14 protein-coding genes are annotated in these 18,445 nt (G+C 74.1%); 5 read left to right on the top strand and 9 right to left on the bottom strand.

From position 1 onward, the window contains the following. Window positions 1–128: 128 nt before the first annotated feature. The 3 genes from ACFVU3_RS34435 to ACFVU3_RS34425 all read right to left on the bottom strand — a co-directional run bounded on the left by ACFVU3_RS34435 (window position 129) and on the right by ACFVU3_RS34425 (window position 1,717). The gene (locus ACFVU3_RS34435; RefSeq protein WP_390072582.1) at window positions 129–758 is read right to left on the bottom strand and encodes a DUF305 domain-containing protein; all 630 of its coding nucleotides are present in this window, start codon (window positions 756–758) and stop codon (window positions 129–131) included. 91 nt (window positions 759–849) lie between these two features. After that, on the bottom strand, window positions 850–1,320 hold the full coding sequence (locus tag ACFVU3_RS34430; protein WP_390072580.1) for a DUF6153 family protein: 471 nt from the start codon (window positions 1,318–1,320) through the stop codon (window positions 850–852). 52 nt (window positions 1,321–1,372) lie between these two features. Further along, the gene (locus tag ACFVU3_RS34425) at window positions 1,373–1,717 is read right to left on the bottom strand and encodes a tetratricopeptide repeat protein (RefSeq protein WP_390072578.1); all 345 of its coding nucleotides are present in this window, start codon (window positions 1,715–1,717) and stop codon (window positions 1,373–1,375) included. Between the two features lie 136 nt (window positions 1,718–1,853). Here ACFVU3_RS34425 and ACFVU3_RS34420 point away from each other — a divergent pair, with 136 nt between their 5' ends. Continuing rightward, a complete protein-coding gene (locus tag ACFVU3_RS34420) occupies window positions 1,854–2,819 on the top strand; it encodes a pirin family protein (RefSeq protein WP_390072576.1) in 966 nt (321 codons plus the stop codon). A gap of 408 nt (window positions 2,820–3,227) precedes the next feature. Here ACFVU3_RS34420 and ACFVU3_RS34415 read toward each other — a convergent pair whose 3' ends face one another. From ACFVU3_RS34415 to ACFVU3_RS34400, 4 genes are all read right to left on the bottom strand, one after another. Beyond that, window positions 3,228–5,114, bottom strand: a complete 1,887-nt coding sequence (locus ACFVU3_RS34415; RefSeq protein ID WP_390072574.1) for an FHA domain-containing protein — start codon at window positions 5,112–5,114, stop codon at window positions 3,228–3,230. 337 nt (window positions 5,115–5,451) lie between these two features. Further along, window positions 5,452–8,841 carry a hypothetical protein gene (locus ACFVU3_RS34410; protein ID WP_390072572.1) on the bottom strand — a complete coding sequence of 1,130 codons (3,390 nt, stop codon included), beginning with the start codon at window positions 8,839–8,841 and terminating at the stop codon, window positions 5,452–5,454. Further along, complete coding sequence (locus ACFVU3_RS34405; RefSeq protein ID WP_390072570.1) at window positions 8,838–9,557, bottom strand: hypothetical protein; 720 nt, start codon at window positions 9,555–9,557, stop codon at window positions 8,838–8,840. The genes ACFVU3_RS34410 and ACFVU3_RS34405 overlap by 4 nt, the downstream gene beginning before the upstream one ends. 127 nt (window positions 9,558–9,684) lie before the next feature. After that, on the bottom strand, window positions 9,685–13,044 hold the full coding sequence (locus tag ACFVU3_RS34400) for a BTAD domain-containing putative transcriptional regulator (RefSeq protein ID WP_390072568.1): 3,360 nt from the start codon (window positions 13,042–13,044) through the stop codon (window positions 9,685–9,687). A 211-nt stretch (window positions 13,045–13,255) separates the two neighbouring features. Between ACFVU3_RS34400 and ACFVU3_RS34395 the strand changes: the two genes are divergently transcribed. Further along, window positions 13,256–14,620, top strand: a complete 1,365-nt coding sequence (locus ACFVU3_RS34395) for an MFS transporter (RefSeq protein WP_390072566.1) — start codon at window positions 13,256–13,258, stop codon at window positions 14,618–14,620. 60 nt (window positions 14,621–14,680) lie between these two features. Next, on the top strand, window positions 14,681–15,112 hold the full coding sequence (locus ACFVU3_RS34390) for a hydrolase (protein WP_390072564.1): 432 nt from the start codon (window positions 14,681–14,683) through the stop codon (window positions 15,110–15,112). A gap of 37 nt (window positions 15,113–15,149) precedes the next feature. Here ACFVU3_RS34390 and ACFVU3_RS34385 read toward each other — a convergent pair whose 3' ends face one another. Beyond that, the gene (locus ACFVU3_RS34385; RefSeq protein WP_390072562.1) at window positions 15,150–15,452 is read right to left on the bottom strand and encodes a hypothetical protein; all 303 of its coding nucleotides are present in this window, start codon (window positions 15,450–15,452) and stop codon (window positions 15,150–15,152) included. 130 nt (window positions 15,453–15,582) lie between these two features. Between ACFVU3_RS34385 and ACFVU3_RS34380 the strand changes: the two genes are divergently transcribed. Beyond that, window positions 15,583–15,987, top strand: a complete 405-nt coding sequence (locus ACFVU3_RS34380) for a MarR family transcriptional regulator (protein ID WP_390072560.1) — start codon at window positions 15,583–15,585, stop codon at window positions 15,985–15,987. A gap of 56 nt (window positions 15,988–16,043) precedes the next feature. Here ACFVU3_RS34380 and ACFVU3_RS34375 read toward each other — a convergent pair whose 3' ends face one another. Continuing rightward, entirely contained in the window at window positions 16,044–16,301 is a 258-nt protein-coding gene (locus ACFVU3_RS34375) for a LapA family protein (protein ID WP_390072558.1), read from the bottom strand. Between the two features lie 196 nt (window positions 16,302–16,497). On the opposite strand from ACFVU3_RS34375, the gene recQ reads away from it, so the two are divergent. Then, window positions 16,498–18,445 (top strand): DNA helicase RecQ (gene recQ / locus ACFVU3_RS34370; RefSeq protein WP_390072557.1); only part of this gene is annotated, 1,948 nt, incomplete at its 3' end.

The following is an 18,445-nucleotide window of genomic DNA, read 5'->3' as shown; positions in this document are numbered from 1 at the left end:
ATCCGGTATCCGGTATCTGGTATCCGGGATTCGTGATCCGAGATCTTGGATTCCGGATCCCGGGTCCCGTCGGCCCGCCCCGAAGGGTCGAGGCGGGCCGACCCGACCGAACCGGCCGGGGACGCGGGTCAGAGCCGGTCGAGGATCTTCCGCAGCTCGGCGATCTCGGCGGTCTGGGCCCGGACGACCTCACCGGCCAGGGCCTTCGCCTCGGCGTTGGCGCCGTCCTTCTGTTCGTCCTTCGCCATCTCCACCGCTCCCTCGTGATGGGCGATCATCAGCTCGGCGAAGGTGCGGTCGAAGCCCTTGCCCTTGGCGTCGGCGAGCTTCTTCATGTCCTGCTCGGTCATCATCCCGGCCATCGAGTGGCCCATCCCGGCGGACTCGGGCTCGCCCCAGCCCTTCAGCCAGGACTTCATCTTCTGGATCTCGGGGTCCTGGGCCTTCTCGACGGCGGCGACGATCGTCCTGATGCCGGCGTCCTCGGCCCGCCCGTCGGCGAGCTTCGCCATCTCCAGGGCCTGCTCGTGGTGGGGGATCATCATCTGCGCGAACATCACGTCCGCGTCGTTGAAGGCCCCCGAGGCCGACGGCGCGGCGGAGGACGCGGCCGGCGCGGTGGCCGAGGCGGCCGGGCCGTCGTGGTCCATCCCCTTCATGGCGCCGTCGTCGCCGCAGGCGGCGAGGAGCAGGGCGGCCGCGGCGACGGCGCCGCTCAGGCCGAGGGTGCGGGTGGTGCGTCGGCGGAACGTGCGCATGGTGACACCTCGTGTGCTGTACGTACGGTCATGGGCTCATACCGGGAGGCGCGCGGGCAGCCGGAAGCGGCCCGCGGCGAGGGGGTACGGCCTAGATCCGCAGGACGGACAGGCGGGCGAGGTCGGGTGGCCGGCGCGGCGGGGCGTGCGGCCCGAGCGCGGGCCTGAGCCGCGCGAGGAGGAGGACGAGCCAGCCGGGCCGGCGGCCGAGCGCGGCCCTGACGAGACCGGCGAGCAGCCAGCCGGCGAGGACGGCCACGCAGAGCGTGGTCATGTCCATCCCGGAGCCGGGCGCGTGGCCCTCGTCCGGCCGGTCGGACGCGTGGGAGCCGCCGGCTCCCCGCGCGTGCGCCGCCGCGGCGCCCATGTCGGCGGTCGCGGTCATGCCGGTCATGCCGGTCGTACCGGTCGTACCGGTCACGCCGGTCGTGCCCGAGGACGGGCCGTCCGGGTGACCCGTGGAGTGCATCATGAACACCCCGAGCGCGAGCACGACGACGAGCAGGAGGTGCGCGAGGGCACCTCCCGCTCGCTCGCCGTGGCGCGGCCGGGGTGTGGGCATGATCAGGACCTCCTGGGGCCCGACCATACCGTGCCGGGGTATCAGATCCGCGTCAGGACGGCAGTTCGCCGCTCATCGCGGCGGCCATCCGCAGGTGCGGGGCGGCCTCGTCGGCGCGGCCCTGGCGCTCCAGGGTGCGGCCGAGCATCAGCCGCGCGTAGTGCTCCACCGGGTCCCGCTCCAGGATGGTGCGCAGCTCCGTCTCGGCGAGCTTGAGCTGGGCGGAGTGGTAGTAGGCGCGGGCGAGCAGCAGCCGCTGGGCCGTCTGGTCCGGGTGCTCGGCGACGAGGCCGCGCAGGACGCGGACGGCGGTCTGGTACTCCTTCGCGTCGAAGAACAGCTGCGCGCGGCTCCAGCGGTCGGCGGCCGTTCCGAACTCGTAGTACGTGTCGCTCACTTGCTCTCCCTGTTCCGGGGTGCGGGATCTGTCACCCTGTGGGGTGGTCCGCCCTCGTCAACGCCACAGAGTAGTTGAACATTCCACGACTGGATTTCTCCCCGATCTCCCCCCACTGGAGAGGTGTCGATCCCCGATGAGCAATCTCGACCGCCAGGCCGAGCTCGCGGTGTGCGGTGGCCGCGGCTTCGTCGTCGCAGAGCCCGTACGCGAACTCCTCAGCCCCCGTCACGTCCAGCTCGGCGAGTCGACGGAGGTGCGGCGGCTGCTGCCGAACCTCGGCCGGCGGATGGTCGGCGCCTGGGCCTTCGTCGACCACTACGGCCCCGACGACATCGCCGACGAACCCGGCATGCAGGTCCCGCCCCACCCCCACATGGGCCTCCAGACCGTCAGCTGGCTCCACGAGGGCGAGGTCCTGCACCGCGACTCGACCGGCAGCCTCCAGACGATCCGCCCCCGGGAGCTGGGCCTCATGACCTCGGGCAAGGCGATCTCCCACTCCGAGGAGAGCCCCCGCCCGCACGCCCGCCTCCTGCACGGCGCCCAGCTCTGGGTGGCCCTGCCCGACGCCCACCGGCACGTCGATCCGCACTTCCAGCACCACACCGACCTGCCCCGGGTCACCGCGCCCGGCCTCACCGCCACGGTGATCCTCGGCTCGCTCGACGGTGCGACCTCGCCGGGGACGACGTACACCCCGATCGTCGGCGCCGACCTCGCGCTCACCGCCGGCACCGAGACCGAGCTCCCGCTCGACCCGGACTTCGAGTACGCCGTCCTCGCCATGTCCGGCGAGGCCCATGTCGACGGAGTCCCCGTCCTCCCCGGCTCCATGCTCTACCTCGGCTGCGGCCGCCTCACCCTCCCGCTCCGCGCCGTCTCCGACGCGGGTCTGATGCTCCTCGGCGGCGAACCCTTCGAGGAGGAGATCGTCATGTGGTGGAACTTCGTCGGCCGCACGGACGAGGAGATCCGCCAGGCCCGCGAGGAGTGGATGGCGGGCGACCGCTTCGGCGAGGTGAAGGGCTACGACGGCGACCCCCTGGCGGCCCCGGAGGTCCCCGCCAACCGCCTGAAGGCGCGCGGCCGGGTCCGCTGATCCCCGGGTTCCTCTCCCCTTGGCCGAACGCGAGGCCGATGTGGTGAGGGCTCGCGGGTGGGGGCCGGCGCGTGGGCGTGCGCGCCCCCTCTGATCCGGTGCCGTCCGGTCGCGCGCCGTGTGCGACCGAACGCCCCCACCCGTCGAGCGACCTGCCGGATCCCCGGCCGGATCGAGGTCGTCACCGACACGGAGGAGGGGCCGCCGCGGTGGACCTGGTGGTCCTGGGCCGCACCCGGAGGGGCCGGGAAGGAGGCGGGCGGGCGTGACCTCGGCGGCGGTGCCGGCGACGGCCGTCGCCGCCGGGGCGATCGGGTCCATGCGCGAGAGCCGTGCCGATGGCTCGCCCCGGCAGGGGCGCGTCCGCGGGACGGGCGCGCTCGCTCCCCCGTCCCGCGGACGCGCCTCCTACGCGCTCGCCGCGGTCGTGGAGGGTGCGTCCTGGCGGTAGAAGATGTCGATGTCCACCTCTTCGCCCCCGACGATCAGGGTGTCCCACGCGCCGCTCTCCCACAGGGTGCGCAGGGTCGAGGCGTCGAGGGACTCCAGGTGGCCGCGGAGCGTCGGGTCGTCGGGCATGCCGGGGAGGCGGGAGGCCAGCCGGTCGCGGATCGCGCGCAGACGGTCCATGAGGGCGTCGACGTCCGCGTCCTTGTCGAGGTCCTTCCCCTCGCACTCCGCGATGCTCTGCGCGATCAGTTCCTTGATCGGCCGGCTGACGCCGTTCTCGTCGGTGGTGATCATCGTGTTCCAGGCGCGGCTCTTGTGCCGGTACTGGAGCATGGACATCGCCGCCTCGTGGCGCGCGAAGTCGGCGTCGCGGAACGGCCGGCCCGTCCAGGCGCCGTTGAGGGACCGGGCCAGCGAGATCGCGGAGCCGAGGCCGCTGTTGAGCCCGCGCCCCGGCCAGAAGTGGATCGCGTTGGCGGCGTCGCCGAGGAGGAACCCGTACGTCCCCGGCGAGGTGGACGTGGCCGAGTGGAGGCGGGTGGTGAACCGGGGCCGCTGCACCATGTCGAGCCGGAACGCGGTGACGGCGCTCAGGTCCTTCTCGGCCACGCCGAACAGCGCCAGCCCCTCCAGCACCCGCTTCCACAGGGCCGAGCCCCGGACCATGGCGGGCAGGAAGAGCGTGCTGTGCGTCGAGCACTGGAAATCGCCGTGGTCGTCGCGTCCCATGACGCACGGGCGGGAGGCGATGCATTCCTCGAAGACGTGCCGCACCGGATCGATGCCGACCACTTCCGCGGCCTCGGCGTCGGTGAGCCGCATGTTCAGGAATCCCTCGCCGCGCAGCGCGTTGAGGAGAAAGCGGTTCTGGGCGACGGTCAGCAGGACCGTCATCGGATCCGTCAGGGTCGATCGGACGCGCAGGCCGAGGACGACATCCTGAATGTGCTGACCGTGCAGCGAGTAGATGGACTTGTCGGCGCTGCCGAATTTGTCGGCGAAATGCTCCCGCGTCCGCGAACGGCCGCCCTCGCAAATGGCGAGCACATGATTCCTGGTCCCGGATTCCTGGTGCGCGGCCGGGTCGAAGACCTCGGGGACCAGCCGGATGCGGTCCGGCTTCTCGTTGGCCATCTCGAGCAGCGTGTCCTCGATGTACGCGATCCGGAGGTTCCTCGGACCGCGGCCGCGGATGGAGTCGGGGCCGACGGGCCACATCTCGGAGAACGCGTCGCCGCGGAAGAGGCGTTCCTGCACCGCCTCGGGGAGGTTCAGGTACTGGCGGCTCTGCACCGTGACGACCTGCTGCCGGCGCACGTTGCCCTGGCTCTCGTCCTTCCAGACGACCTTCGTCCCGTCCTGGGTCCAGCGGCCGTCGTACACGGTGAGGGAGACGCGATGCCCCATGAGGTGTTCCAGGAGCAGGGCGAAGGCTAGGCCGACGGGACCGCCGCCCGAGACCGTGACGTGCAGGACCGGCCCCGCCGCCAGCGTCGCCTGGGCGGCCGGGCCGAGCGGGCGCAGGACGGACAGGTCGAGAATGGTCTCCATGGCGTCGGCCGCCTCGAAGCGGAACGTCTCGGTGCCGATCTCGACGAGATCGCCGGGCTGCAGCTCGTGGGAGGTCACCCGCACGCCGTTGACGTGCGTTCCGTTGCTGCTGCCGCTGTCGTACAGCACGAATCCGTGTTTCTCGCGGCGCACTTCCGCGTGAAAGCGCGAGACGTTCTCGCCGGATATCACGATGGTGTTGTCGCCGTTGCGACCCAGGGTCAGCGGTGTGGTGCCGATCGGGAACTGCTGTCCGTTCAGGGAGCCTTGATGGCCGACGAGCCGAGGAGGCATGGGTCACCCAATTCCATGAGTCACGGATCCGATGACGAATTGCGCGACCGGTGACCCGGCAGTATCACCCCGCGTCACCCACTGCGAGTCGTCCGGTACGCAGGGCAATCCTACGGGCGCCGCGACGCCGGTGAGAAGGCGTGCGGACCGAACGATCGCCACATGGTGGCCATTCCGTGAAGATGTCACGGGAACGGCCCGGGTGGGGTGGAGGGGACCCGTGTGAGAACTGCGCCGTGTGATGTCCGCTGGGCGCCGGACGAGGGGTTCGTCGCCCCTTCGCCCGACGCTTCGGCCCGGCGCCTCGGTCCTGCCCCTCCGTCCGGCGCCTTCCGCCCTACAGCGGAATCCCCTTGCTGCGCTCCAGCAGACGGTTCAGCCGGGGCTCGAACTCGTCCGCTATGCGCATGAACTCGTGGTTGTCCTTGCAGAACCGCCGGCCGGCCTCGACGACCGTGAGGATCCGGCGGAGGGTGTCCTCGACCTGTGCCACGGAGAGCGACACCTCGCACGCCTCCACCCACTCGGTGCCCCGTCGCGCGATCACCGAGAAGGAGTGCGGAGAGGCGCCGCCATGGCGCCGCGTGACGTCCTCCAGCACGCTGATGGCCTCGAACGCCCGGTCGCGCAGGCTGTTGTCGACCGGGCTCTCCGTCGACCGGCGCAGCCTGATCGCGCTCCACGCGGTGAGGACGAAGTGGTCGGTGGCGCCCCCCTCGCATCCCTGGGCGGTCTCCAGATGGTTCTCGGCGATCCCCAGGTCGCCCCGTTCGAGCTCGTACTCGCCGCGCTGGAGCCAGTAGTGGAAGTTGTCCCGCAGCAGCTCGTGCACCGTGCTGTAGATGTCCCGCACCTGCCCGGGCTTGAGCCGGAGCGACACCATGAGCGAGTGGCTGAGCAGCCGGATCAGGATCCTGCGGTACGGGTCGTCGTTGTCCCGGATGTCGGCCGCGTACTGCGCGTAGAACCGCAGCAGGTGCTCGACGACGCCGGCGAGGTGGTCCGCGTTCTTCTTGAGGACCGTCTCGACCACGGTGTCCGCGATCGTCCGCTGCCGGCAGCGGACGGTGCCGTCCGGGGCGATGTGGAGGAAGCGCCGGTCCACCAGCCGGTTGATCGCCCGGTTCAGCGACGGCTTGGGGGCGCCCCGCCCGGAGACGATCTGGAGCAGGTCCTCCTGCTCGATGCCGCGCTTCTTGAAGACGATGGCGGACTCGAAGAGGCACACGGTCGCGTAGACCGCCACCTGGTCGCGCTCCAGCTCGCGGTACTCGCTGGCGACCTTCTCCTCGAAGCGCTTGCCGGTGACCACCTGGATCATGGCCGCGAGCAGGCTGCGGTCGCACAGCTCCCGCAGCTTGTCGATCTTCTCGGGCCGGAGCTTCTGCCGCTTGAGGATCCCCGGCAGGCCGTGCGCGTGCAGGACGTCGACGATGTGCCCCAGGTCCTCGTCCCTCAGCGGCTCGTCCGCCGACACCCGCTGGGCCTGGAAGGTGACGTCCAGCTCGTCGGCCCGGGTCGTGCGGATCGCCGCGACGACCAGCGTCCGGCCGCCGTTGCTGAGCTCCCGCAGGAGCGAGGCGCCCAGGCTTCCGAAGATGTCGACGTCGTCCACGAAGATGGCGTCCGCCGACATGCCGCGGGCCTGCGCCTTCAGGTTCGGCAGCGGGTCGGTCGCCTCGCGGTCGATCCACGCCACGGTGCGGCCCGACTGGTGCAGCTCGTGGGCGTACTGCATGAGGGCCGTGGTCTTGCCGGACCCCGCCCGGCCCTCCACCAGGACGATCCGGTGCCGTCCGTCCTCCGCGGGCTGGGCGCCGGCCCGGATGCGGTCGGTGATGGACAGCTTCACGGCGAAGCCGCCCCTGACGTCGCCCCACGTCGGGTCCTGCCCCTTCAGGAACTCGACGCTCCCCGCCGGCGCGCTGTCGACGAGGGACGACACGAGCTTGATCCCGGAACCCCGCCTCGCGCTGCCCTGGATGTCGGCCAGTCGCCGCTTGCCCTGCTGGAGCGCCTCCAGGCCCGGCCGCAGCTGCCGCACCGCGAACGCGTGCGGGGAGATCTGGATGTGGGTCAGGCCGGCCCGCCGGATCCGGGCGCGGTCCGCCTCGGTCCCCGGCCCCGTGACGAGGAAGCGCGGGAAGCGTTCCTCCCCGGTCTGCGGCGGCATCAGCGCGAGCGCGTCCCACAGCGACCGGCTGCTGGGGGAGGCGGCCATGTAGACCGTGGGGTGGGTCAGCAGCTCCGCCTTGAGCTTGCGGAACCACAGGGCGCGCGGCGAGAGTTCGTCGTCCGCGGGCACGGTGAAGTCGAGGCTCTCGGGCCCGGTGGGGCTGCCGTGCATGGCGACCGCCTCGACCGTGGCGTTGCCGGCCGCGGGCTTGCGCACCAGGGCGTCGACGAACGAGTTGGTCTCCGCCGTCCGCGGGTCCGTCTCCAGGAGTGACGAGAAGACGTCGGTCGCCGTGAAGTCGTAGATGCGCCGCCAGGGGGCCTGGAGGATGCGACGGGCGGCCGCCGCGGACTCCTGGTCCGCGCCGCGCAGCCCGGCGACGTACTCGCCGACCGTCCGGGAGCCCAGTTCGGCGAGGGCGGTGCCCCAGATCTCGGCCGTGGTGGGCGCCGGGTCGGGCACCAGCCCGTACACCGCCTGCGTCAGGTCGCGGGTGAGCCCGTCGGTGTCGATGGAACCGGCCTCGCCGTGGACGCCGGAGACGGCCACCAGGATCATCCGGCCGGTGCCGATCTGCTGGTAGAACTCCTCCATCGAGGGCTGCTCGCCGTCCGCCTCCGGGGCCGGCCGGACGACCGCCCCGGTGCGGTTGCCGGAGCGCCGGGGGCTCGGCAGCGGCACCGGCTGTTCGGCCGCCGGTGCCGCGAGGTCACGGACCTTCGGCGCACCCGGGGCGGTGATCTCCACGCGCAGCAGCCGGTGCTGGCGGGTCGTGCCGCGCGAGGCGACCAGCCAGCGGGCGGCGGAGCCGGACCGGTCGGGCTCCCCGTCGGGGGCGAGCAGCACGGTCTTCGGCAGGACGGGGGCGATCTGCGGCGGGACGACGGCGGAGTGGCCCGCGACCACGAGGGTGAGGTCGTTCGCGTCGGCCCACGGGAGGTACTCCCCGCCGACCGCCCCGTCCAGCTGGCCCAGGGCGCAGGTCGCCAGGTCGGCGGTGCCGTCGGGCACGGCCATCCGGAAGACGGAGTTCACGACGACGATCCCCAGGGTGCCCGTGCCGCCCGCCCCGAGCCGGACCGACCCCTCGCCCGGCAGGACGCCCGGCCGCCACCGGGGGAAGGCCGTGTGCCCCTCGGACCACGCCACGAAGTCCGCGAACGGGGTGGCGCGCAGGGCGTCCACGATGTCCTGCTCGTCGCCCTGCCATAAGCCCCGCTCGGTGTCGCCCCAGTACCGGGTGAGCGCCCGGGTGAGCATGCCCTGGCCGGGGCCGATCCGGCTGATGTCGTGCCGTCCCGGCACGGCCGTCACCGGCGGCAGCCGGTTCGGTTCGGCCTCCAGGCATTCCAGGATCACCGTCTCCAGGAAGTCCTGGGTCTCGGACGGCGCGACGCGCCGTGGCTCGTCGGCGCCGGCGCCCAGCACGAGGATGCCGTCGATGCGATCACCCTTGGCGTGCACCGCTCGCACGGTGTCGAGCGCGGAGTCGTGTTGGACGAGTGGGGTGAAGCACAGGAGGTGGAAGACCGCGCCCATGTCGGTGATCATTTCCCTTCCATAGCGATGGCCTGGACGGCTGACTTGGGTATCACCAGCTTGATTTCCTTGCCGGCCGCGTTCCCGCACTCCTTTCCGGCGACCGTGATGCTCACGAAGGGCTTGGCGAGGGAGGACGTGTCGATGCTGCCGGTGAGCCGTTCGCCCTTCAGGGCGCACACCGTGCGGAGGGTCGTGGCGTACGCGGGCGAGACGACGATCGAGCCGGAGGCGTTCTCCTCCTTGGGGCCCAGGACGGCCGCGAGGCCGACGGTGAGGACGGTGACGGCCAGCGCCGCGACCACCACCCGGTTGGCGTGCTTCTGCCGCCGGTCCACCTGCGCGGCCTCGTCGTCGGCCCGCTTGAGCACGGCGTTGAGGAGGTCCAGGCGGTCGCGCGCGTGGCTCGGCCCGGCGAGGGCTCCCACCGGCTGCGCCACGGCGCGCAGATAGAGGACGGCGGCGAGCAGCCACAGGGCGACCGCGGCGACCCCCGCCCACTGGGTGATCACCGGCCGGTCGGCGAGCTGGGTGAAGGTCAGCGCCGCGACGATGCCGCCCGCGAACAGGGTGACGGTGGACTGGGCCGCCTGGGCCCTGGCGCGCGCCCCGCTGCCCGACCGGACGCGCTCGGCGTAGTACGCCTCGCTGGCCGGTCCGAGGACGGCGTCCAGCACCCGCTCACGCTCGTCCGCCAGGCTGCCGTCGGAAGGTGGTTGCGTCGTCATCGAGCCCCCGTCGTGCACGTCGGATGAGCATCGTAGATGCTCGACACCCCTTTGGTGAGGTGTGTGTTGAAGTCGGTGGGAGCGTCCTCCGCGCCGCGCGCCGGGTGGCGCGCCGCCGCTGCCGGGGTCACCCGGTGCGGGGCGGCGCGTTCCGGGTCGCGGCGAGCCGGGCGTGGAGCCGGGCGAGGGTGGCCTCGCCCCCGTCCCGGACCCCGCGCTCGAACGCGTCGGCGAATTCCGTCGTGCCCAGGGACGCCCGTACGGTGGCGGTGACGCGGTCGGCGTCGCCCCGTTCGGCGGCGGGCAACGGAGCCCCCGCGCCCCGGCGTTCGGCGTCCGCCGCGCCCAGCAGCGCGGCCGCCCCGGCGGGGGAGCCGGCGGCGAGCGCGCCCGCCAGGCCCTCCAGGCAGAGGGCGAGGGCGCGGGGCTCGCCGAGGGTACGGGCCACCGCGAGCGCGCGCAGATGGTGCCCGGCAGCCTCGCCGGGGCGGCCGCGCAGCTCCGCGAGGAAGCCGAGCTCGGCATGGCGCAGGTGCTCCCCGGCGGGCGAGGAGGCCCGGGCGAACCGGTCGCGCAGTCCCGCCAGATGCTCCTCGGCGGCCGTCAGGTCGCCGGACCTCCGCGCGCCGAGCGCCAGCCCCATCCGGGCGTGGATCTCGGCGTACGCGTACCCCTGCTCGGCGGCGATCGCGAGGGCCCGCCCGTGGAGGGTGCGAGCCCGCTCCCAGTCGCGGTCCAGCAGGGCGAGCCGGCCGAGGCCGGAGAGCCGGGCGGACACCTCGGCGGTGAGGCCGAGGTCGCGGGCGATCCGCAGCCCGTCCCGCTGCCGGCGGTCGGCCTCCGCGTAGGCGCCCTTGATCTCGGCGAGCGTCGCCAGTGGCGGCACCGTCTGCAGTTCGCCCCAGCGGTCGCCGAGTTCGCGGAAGAGCCGCGCGCTGTGCTCCCCGTCGCGCCCCAGCCCCGCGAGGTCGCCCCGGTCCAGGGCGAGCCGGGCGCGCAGGCTCAGGGCGGCGGCCGTGCCCCAGGTGTCCCCGAGAGCGCTGAACCGCTCCAGCGCCCGGGAGTTGACCGCCTCGGCCTCCTCCGGCGCGCCCGCGCTGAACAGCCCGTACGCGCACAGCCATCGGGCGCGGACCCGGCGGGCCGCGGTCTCGGCGGGGGTGCCGGCGCGGTCGTCGCCGAGGGGCGCGTCGAAGGGGTTGTCCAAGGCGCCTCCGAGGGACCCGGCGAGGGACTCGCCGGAGGGGTCGCCGAGGAGAGGGGCGGGGTGTTCGCCGGTGGTGGGGTCCTCGTCCGCTCCGGTGTCACGGCCCTCGGTCAGGAGGGCGAACGCGCGGTGCAGCAGGAGGAGTTCGGCGCGCTCGTCCGTCGCGGCGGGCCGCGCTTCGAGGACGGCGCGCACGGTCCGCCGGGCTTCGGAGAGGCGGCCGCGCAGCAGCCACCACCAGGCCAGGGACCGGCAGAGGCGGGCGGCGGACGCGTCGCCGGGGGGCAGGCGCAGGGCCGTGTCGAGGGCGGTCCGCAGGTTGCCCGCCTCGGTGTCGAGCCGGTCGAGCCGTTCGCGCTGGTCCGGGCCGCGCAGCGCGGGCTCGGCGCGCTCGGCGAGCTCCAGGTAGTGGGCGAGGTGCCGGGCCCGTACGGCGTCGGGGGCGCCCGCCTCGGCGAGCCGTTCCAGGGCGTACGCGGCCACCGACTCCAGCAGGCCGTAGCGCGGTCCGGAGGGGCCGGCCGTCACGGTCACCAGGGAGCGGTCGACGAGCCGGGTGACCAGCTCCCAGACGTCCGCCCCGGCCACGCCGTCGCCGGCCGCGACGACGGTGACCGCCGCCAGGTCGCAGCCGTCGCCGAAGACGGCGAGGCGGCTCAGCACGAGACGCTCGGGCGGGGTGAGCGGCTCCCAGCTCCAGTCGATCACCGCGCGCAGGGTCTGCTGGCGGGCGGGGGCGCCGCGCCGCCCTGCGGTGAGGAGCCGGAAGCGGTCGTGGAGCCGGGCGGCGAGCTCCCGTACCCCCAGGGCCCGTACGCGGGTGGCGGCCAGTTCCAGGGCGAGCGGGATGCCGTCCAGCCGACGGCAGATCTCCTCGACGGCGGCACGGTCGTCCGGCGCCATCGACGCCGGATCGGCGGGGAAGCCCGGCGCGGAGGAGGCGGCCCGCTCGGTGAAGAGCCGGACCGCGTCCCGGGGGCCGAGCGGCTCGACGAGGACGACCGTCTCGCCGTTCAGCCCCAGCGGTTCCTGGCTGGTGGCCAGCACCCGCAGGCCCGGGGCGGCCGCCAGCAGCCGCGCGGCGAGCTCGGCGGCGGCGTCCACCACGTGCTCGCAGTTGTCCAGCACCAGCAGGCCGCGCCGGTCGCGCAGCGCGGCGGCCAGGCGGCCGGCGGGGGAGAGCGCGGGGTCCGCGGTGCGGGCGTCGTCCCGCAGCCCGAGCGCGGTGGCGACGATCTGGGCCAGGTCGGCGACGGAGCCGGACCGTACGCCGGCGAACTCCACCAGCCACGCGTCGGGAGCCGACGCCCGGGCGGCCGCGACGGCCACCCGCGTCTTCCCGACCCCGCCGGGGCCGGTGAGCGTCACCTGCCGCGCGGTCCCGAGCACCTGCCGCACGCGGGCGAGGAGCGCGGCGCGGCCGACGAGCGGGGTGAGCGGCGCGGGCAGGCCGGCGTGGGGCGCGGGCAGGTCCGGGGCGGGGACGACCGGGTCCGGGCCGGCGGCGCGTGCGAGCGGGTCTCCGGGAGACCCGGGCGCGGCGGGTGCGGACAGCTCCGGGGCGTGGCGGAGGAGCGCGGTGTGCAGGGAGGCCAGTTCGGGGCCGGGGTCGACGCCGAGGTCCTCGGCGAGGCGGTGGCGCAGCGCCTCGTACGCGGCGAGCGCCTCGCCCTGGCGTCCGGCGGCGTACAGGGCGCGCAGGTGGAGGGCGTGCAGCCCTTCGCGGAGCGGGTGCGCGGCGACGAGTCCCGCCAGCTCGGCGACGAGGGTCGCGTCGCCGCCGGTGGCGAGGCGGGCCCGGGCCCGCTCCTCCAGCGCGGCCAGCCGTTCCTCGTCCAGGCGGGCGGCGGCGGGGCGGACGAGCCCGTGGTCCGCGGCGTCCGCGTACGCGGGGCCCCGCCACCCCTCCAGCGCCTCGGTGAGCATCGCGGCGCGGTCACGGGGGTCGGGCACGGCGGCGGCCCGGGCCACCAGCGCGCGGAACCGGGTGGCGTCGACCTCGTCCGGGCGCAGGTCCAGGCGGTAGCCAGGGGGGCGGCGCACCACCCGGTGCCTGCCCAGGACCCGGCGCAGCTGGGAGACCCGTGCCTGGAGGGCGCCGGCGGGGTTGCCCGGCAGGCGGGTGGTCCACAGGGCGTCGATGAGGCGGTCGGCCGGGACGGTCTCCCCGTCGTGGGCGAGCAGCAGGGCGAGCAGGGCGCGGACCTTGGCCTCGGGGACGGGGACCTCCTCGCCGTCGTCGTTCCAGACCACGACCGGCCCGAGCACCCCCCACCGCATGCCGGCCAGCCTATCCGCCCGGCTCCGGGCACGTCCGGCAGGTGCCCGGCCGTCCGCGCCGCGGGCCCCGCGTCCGCAGCGGATCCGAAGGATTCCCGAAGGGCCCTCCCGCAGAGTCGCCGCGGCGGCGCGGACGTACGGACGGGCACCCCGGCCGCGTCCCCTCACCGCCCCTCACCGTCCTCTCCCGTCACGGCACTTGGAGCACCCCATGAGCACCGCACCGGACACCGCACCGGACACCGGACCGGACACCGCACCGGACACCGGACCGGCAGCGCCCGTACCACCGGAGACCGCACCGGACTCCGCACCGGACTCCGCACCGGACTCCGCACCGGACACCGCGGCTCCCGCCGACGCGGCAGCGCCCGTACCACCGGACACCGGCGAGTCCGGCGAGTCCGGGGAGTCCGCGAAGCTGCCGCTCCTCGCGCTGCTGGCGCTGGCCACCGCCGTCTTCGTCACCAGCCTCACCGAGACCCTGCCCGCCGGTCTGCTGCCCGCGATGAGCGGCGACCTCGGGGTCGGCGCGCCGGCGGCCGGGCAGACGGTGACCGTGTACGCCCTCGGCACCGCGCTGACGGCGATCCCGCTCACTGCGGCGACGGCCGCGTGGCGGCGCAAGCGGCTGCTGCTGGTGTCGATGACCGGCTTCGCCGTGGCCAACACCGTCACGGCCGTCTCCTCGGTGTACGGCCTGACGATGGCCGCGCGGTTCGTGGCGGGCATGGCGGCCGGGCTCGCCTGGGCGCTCCTCGCGGGGTACGCGCGCCGGCTGGCCCCGGCGCGGCTGGAGGGCCGCGCCCTCGCCGTCGCGATGGCCGGCATCCCCGTCGCGCTCTCGCTGGGCGTGCCCGCGGGGACGTATCTGGGCGAGGTCACCGACTGGCGGGTCGCGTTCCTGGCGATGACCGGGCTGACCGTGCTGCTCCTGGGGTGGATCGCGGCCGCCGTCCCGGACCGGCCGGGGGCGGCGTCCGGTGAACGCCCCGGCATGCTCCGGGCCCTGAAGGTGCCCGGCGTGCCGGCCGTGCTCTTCGTGACGCTGGTCTTCGTGCTGGCCCACACCGTCCTGTACGCGTACGTGGCCGCGTTCCTCGACGACCTCGGCATGGGCGACAGCACCGACCTGGTGCTGCTGGAGTTCGGCGCGGCCTCGCTCGTGAGCATCTGGGTGGTCGGCGCCCGGATCCACCGGCAGCTGCGCGGGCTGACCGTGGCCGGCGCGCTGCTGGTGGCGCTCGCGGCGGCGCTGCTCGGCGTCCTCGCCGACCACACGCTCTTCGTCCACCTCGCCGCGATCGTGTGGGGGCTGGGCTGGGGCGGTGTGCCGACGCTGCTCCAGACGGCCGCGGGGGAGGCGGGCGGCGCCGAGGCGGACGGCGCGCAGGCCATGCTGGTGACGCTCTGGAACGTGGCCATGGCGGCGGGCGGCGTGATCGGGGGCGTCCTGCTGGACACGGCCGGCAGCGGCGCCTTCCCCTGGACCCTGGTGGTGCTGCTCGTCCCCGTACTGGCGGTCGTGCTCCGGGCGCGGTCGCACGGCTTCCCCGCCCGCCGATCCGGGCGCTGAGCGTCCGGCGGCTTCCCGAGGGGGCCCGCGGAGCCCCGGGTTCCGGTGAATGATGGCGGGATGGAGTCGATCATCTCCCGTCTGCCGGCGGACTTCTGGACCGTCCGCTACGACGGATCCCGTTTCCCGGGCGCCGCCGCGGTGGCCGCCTCGCCGGGCCTCGGGCCCGGCGCCAACTGTCAGCTGTACGCCTACGAAGTGCTCCGGCACTTCGGTCTGACCCCGCCGGAGCTGCGCTCGTCGGACCTCTGGGAGGACACGGGGTCCACCGTCCGCGTCCCGGTCGCCCGCCCCCTCGACCTGCTCCTGTACAACGCCACCGACCGTGCCTACGGCGCCCACGTCGCCGTCTGCGCGGGGGACGGCGCACTCCTCCACCTCTGCGCCGAGGTCGGGCGTCCGGCGGTCTGGCGGCCGGAGGACTTCGCGGCGCGCGCCCGCTACCGCGTCCTGCTCGGCGCCAAGCGGATCCTGCCGCCCCGGTCGGGCTGACGGGCGCGCCGCCGGGGCCCGGCTCGCGCTCCCGCGCTCAGCCGGCGGGGGCGGCGGTGACGCTGATGAAGCCCTCGGGGTCGGTGAGCGGGATGAGGCCGGCGGCCAGGAAGACGCTGGTCAGAGCGGTGTCCAGGGCGGTGCGGATGCCGTTGATCTCGGCGGCGGCATGGATGTCGGGGTCCGAGGCGTGGGCCGCGATGGTGGGGCGGATGAGCCGGTCCGGATGCCAGGCGACGATCACCGCGACGCCCTCGCTCCGGGCGGTCAGACCACTGCCGGGGCCGAAACCGGCGTCGGCGAGCACGGTCTGGACCTTGCGGACGAGTTCGCGGCTCATGGAGTGCTCCGGTCGGGGTGGGCCGTCACAGGGACGCCTACTGCGAGTGTCCGCTTTATAATGAAACGCGTCAATATTTGCATGAAATGCGTTTCGCATGATCCTGAGGAATCCGGGGGAAGGGACCTGTATGGGAGTGAACGGAAACGGTCAGCCGGGGTGGACCTTCCTCACCAACCACGCCCGCGTCCTGCTCGCCATCACCCGGGATCCCGAGGTACGGCTGCGCGACGTGGCCGCGCGCTGCGGCGTGACGGAGCGGACCGTCCAGACGATCGTCGCCGACCTCGAAGAGGGGGGTTACGTCGCCCGGGCCCGGGCCGCCGACGGGCGTCGCAACCGCTACCGCGTCAATCCGGACGCCCCCTTCCGGCACCCCGCCGAGGCCGGACACGAGATCGCCGGACTGCTGGAACTCCTCGCCCGCGAGTCCGACCGGGAATCCGGCCACGAGGACGGCCGCCCCTCCGCCCGCCCCTCCGCCCGCCCCTCCGGCCGTCCTTCCGGCCGTCCTTCCGTCGGCGCGGAATCCTAGGCAGCGGAATCCTGGGCAGCGGAATCCTGGGCAGCGGCCGAGCGCCGTCGCCGCGGTCAGCGCCGGCCGCGGCGGAGGGCGAGGAAGAGGCCGAGGACGATGCCGACGAGGAGCGTGACGGTGAGGACGGTCCAGAGCGGGAGCGTGACCGTCGGGATCCAGAGCCGGATGGTCACGGAGCCGGTGTTGGCGGCGATGAACCAGATGGCGAGTGCGGCGACCAGGACGAATCCGAGGGTCTTCAGCCGCATGTCCCGCCCCTTGACCGTCACGGTCGCCGGCTGGTGCGGCGTCTTCGCGGTGTTCCGGGGCATGAGCCGGTTCCTCTCTCGGGGAGGAGGCGTTCCCTCCCCAGTATCGAGGCCGACGGGACCCGTGTCCCGCTGGACCGGAGCCCCGCGCGGGGCACCGGCCTGTGGAGAACCCGCCGGACGGAGACGGGAGGCGCGCGTCGTCCACAGGCTCCGGCGGTCGGCCCGGCGGGGGTGTCCGGGCGGCTAGGCTTTTCGGGTGGCCCTCATCGACGCTTCCTCCGACGCCTCCTCCGCTCCGAGCCCCGACGGATCCTCCGACTCCCTGGAGGTCCTCCACCGGGTCTTCGGCTACAGCGCCTTCCGGGGCGAGCAGCAGGAGATCATCGAGCACGTCGTGGCCGGCGGCGACGCCCTCGTGCTCATGCCGACCGGTGGCGGCAAGTCGCTGTGCTACCAGATCCCGGCGCTGGTGCGGCCCGGCACGGGCGTGGTGATCTCCCCGCTGATCGCGCTCATGCAGGACCAGGTGGACGCGCTCAACGCCCTCGGGGTCCGGGCCGGCTTCCTGAACTCGACCCAGGACCCGTACGAGCGGCAGACCGTCGAGCAGGCGTTCCTCGCGGGCGAGCTGGACCTGCTCTACCTGGCCCCCGAGCGGCTGCGCACCGAGGGCGCCCAGCGGCTGCTCGACCGGGGGACGGTCTCCGTCTTCGCGATCGACGAGGCGCACTGCGTCTCCCAGTGGGGCCACGACTTCCGCCCCGACTACCTCGCGCTCTCCCTCCTCCACGAGCGCTGGCCCAAGGTCCCCCGGATCGCGCTGACCGCGACCGCCACCGAGGCCACCCACGGAGAGATCGCCACCCGGCTCGGCCTGGAGGAGGCCCGCCACTTCGTCGCCAGCTTCGACCGGCCCAACATCCAGTACCGGATCGTCGCCAAGAACAGCCCCACCCGGCAGCTCCTCGACCTCATCCGCACCGAGCACGCCGGGGACGCCGGAGTCGTCTACTGCCTGTCGCGCTCCTCCGTGGAGAAGACCGCCGCCTTCCTCGCCGAGAACGGGGTCGACGCCATCCCGTACCACGCGGGCATGGACGCCGCCACGCGCGCCGCGAACCAGGCGCGGTTCCTCCGCGAGGACGGCGTCGTGGTCGTCGCGACCATCGCCTTCGGCATGGGCATCGACAAGCCCGACGTCCGCTTCGTCGCCCACCTCGACCTGCCCAAGTCCGTCGAGGGCTACTACCAGGAGACCGGCCGCGCCGGGCGTGACGGCGAGCCCGCCACCGCCTGGCTCGCGTACGGCCTCCAGGACGTCGTCCAGCAGCGCAAGATGATCGACGGCTCCGAGGGCGACGAGAACCACCGGCGCTCCCTCGCCGCCCACCTCGACGCGATGCTCGCCCTCTGCGAGACCGTCGAGTGCCGGCGCGTCCGTCTGCTCGCCTACTTCGGCCAGAAGTCCGGGCCGTGCGGGAACTGCGACGCCTGCCTGACCCCCGCCGAGTCGTGGGACGGCACGGTCGCCGCCCAGAAGCTGCTCTCCACCGTGTGGCGGCTGGCCCGCGAGCGGCGCCAGAAGTTCGGCGCCGGCCAGATCATCGACATCCTCCAGGGCAAGAAGACCGCCAAGGTCGTCCAGTTCGACCACGACACCCTCTCCGTCTTCGGCATCGGCGCCGACCTCGGCACGGCCGAGTGGCGGGGCGTCGTCCGCCAGCTCCTCGCCCTGGGGCTGCTCGCCGTCGAGGGCGACTACGGCACCCTCGTCCTCACCGAGGCCAGCGGCGAGGTCCTCGGCGGGCGGCGCGAGGTCGCCCTGCGCAAGGAGACCGCCAAGGCCGCGGCGCCCCGCAAGGAGAGCGGCGGACGCTCCGGGAAGTCCCGCGTCCCGGTCGACCTGCCCGCCGGCGCCGTGCCCGTCTTCGAGGCCCTGCGCGCCTGGCGCGCGGCGACCGCGCGCGAGCAGGGCGTGCCCGCGTACGTCGTCTTCCACGACGCGACGCTCCGAGAGATCGCGACGACGCTCCCCACGAGCGTGGCCGAGCTGGGCACGGTCGGCGGCGTCGGCGAGGCCAAGCTCGCCAAGTACGGGGAGGGTCTCCTGGAGGCCCTCGCCGAGTTCGCCGGCGAGGGCGGCGCGGCCCCGGCGCCCGCCGGGGCCCCGGAAGGACCCCCGGCCCGCGCGGCCACCGAGGCGG

Origin of the sequence: Streptomyces sp. NPDC058052 (assembly GCF_042885515.1) — a bacterium.
Lineage (GTDB): Bacteria > Actinomycetota > Actinomycetes > Streptomycetales > Streptomycetaceae > Streptomyces.
Note: the sequence above shows the minus strand (reverse complement) of the source record. Positions and strands in the feature narration are given on the sequence as shown.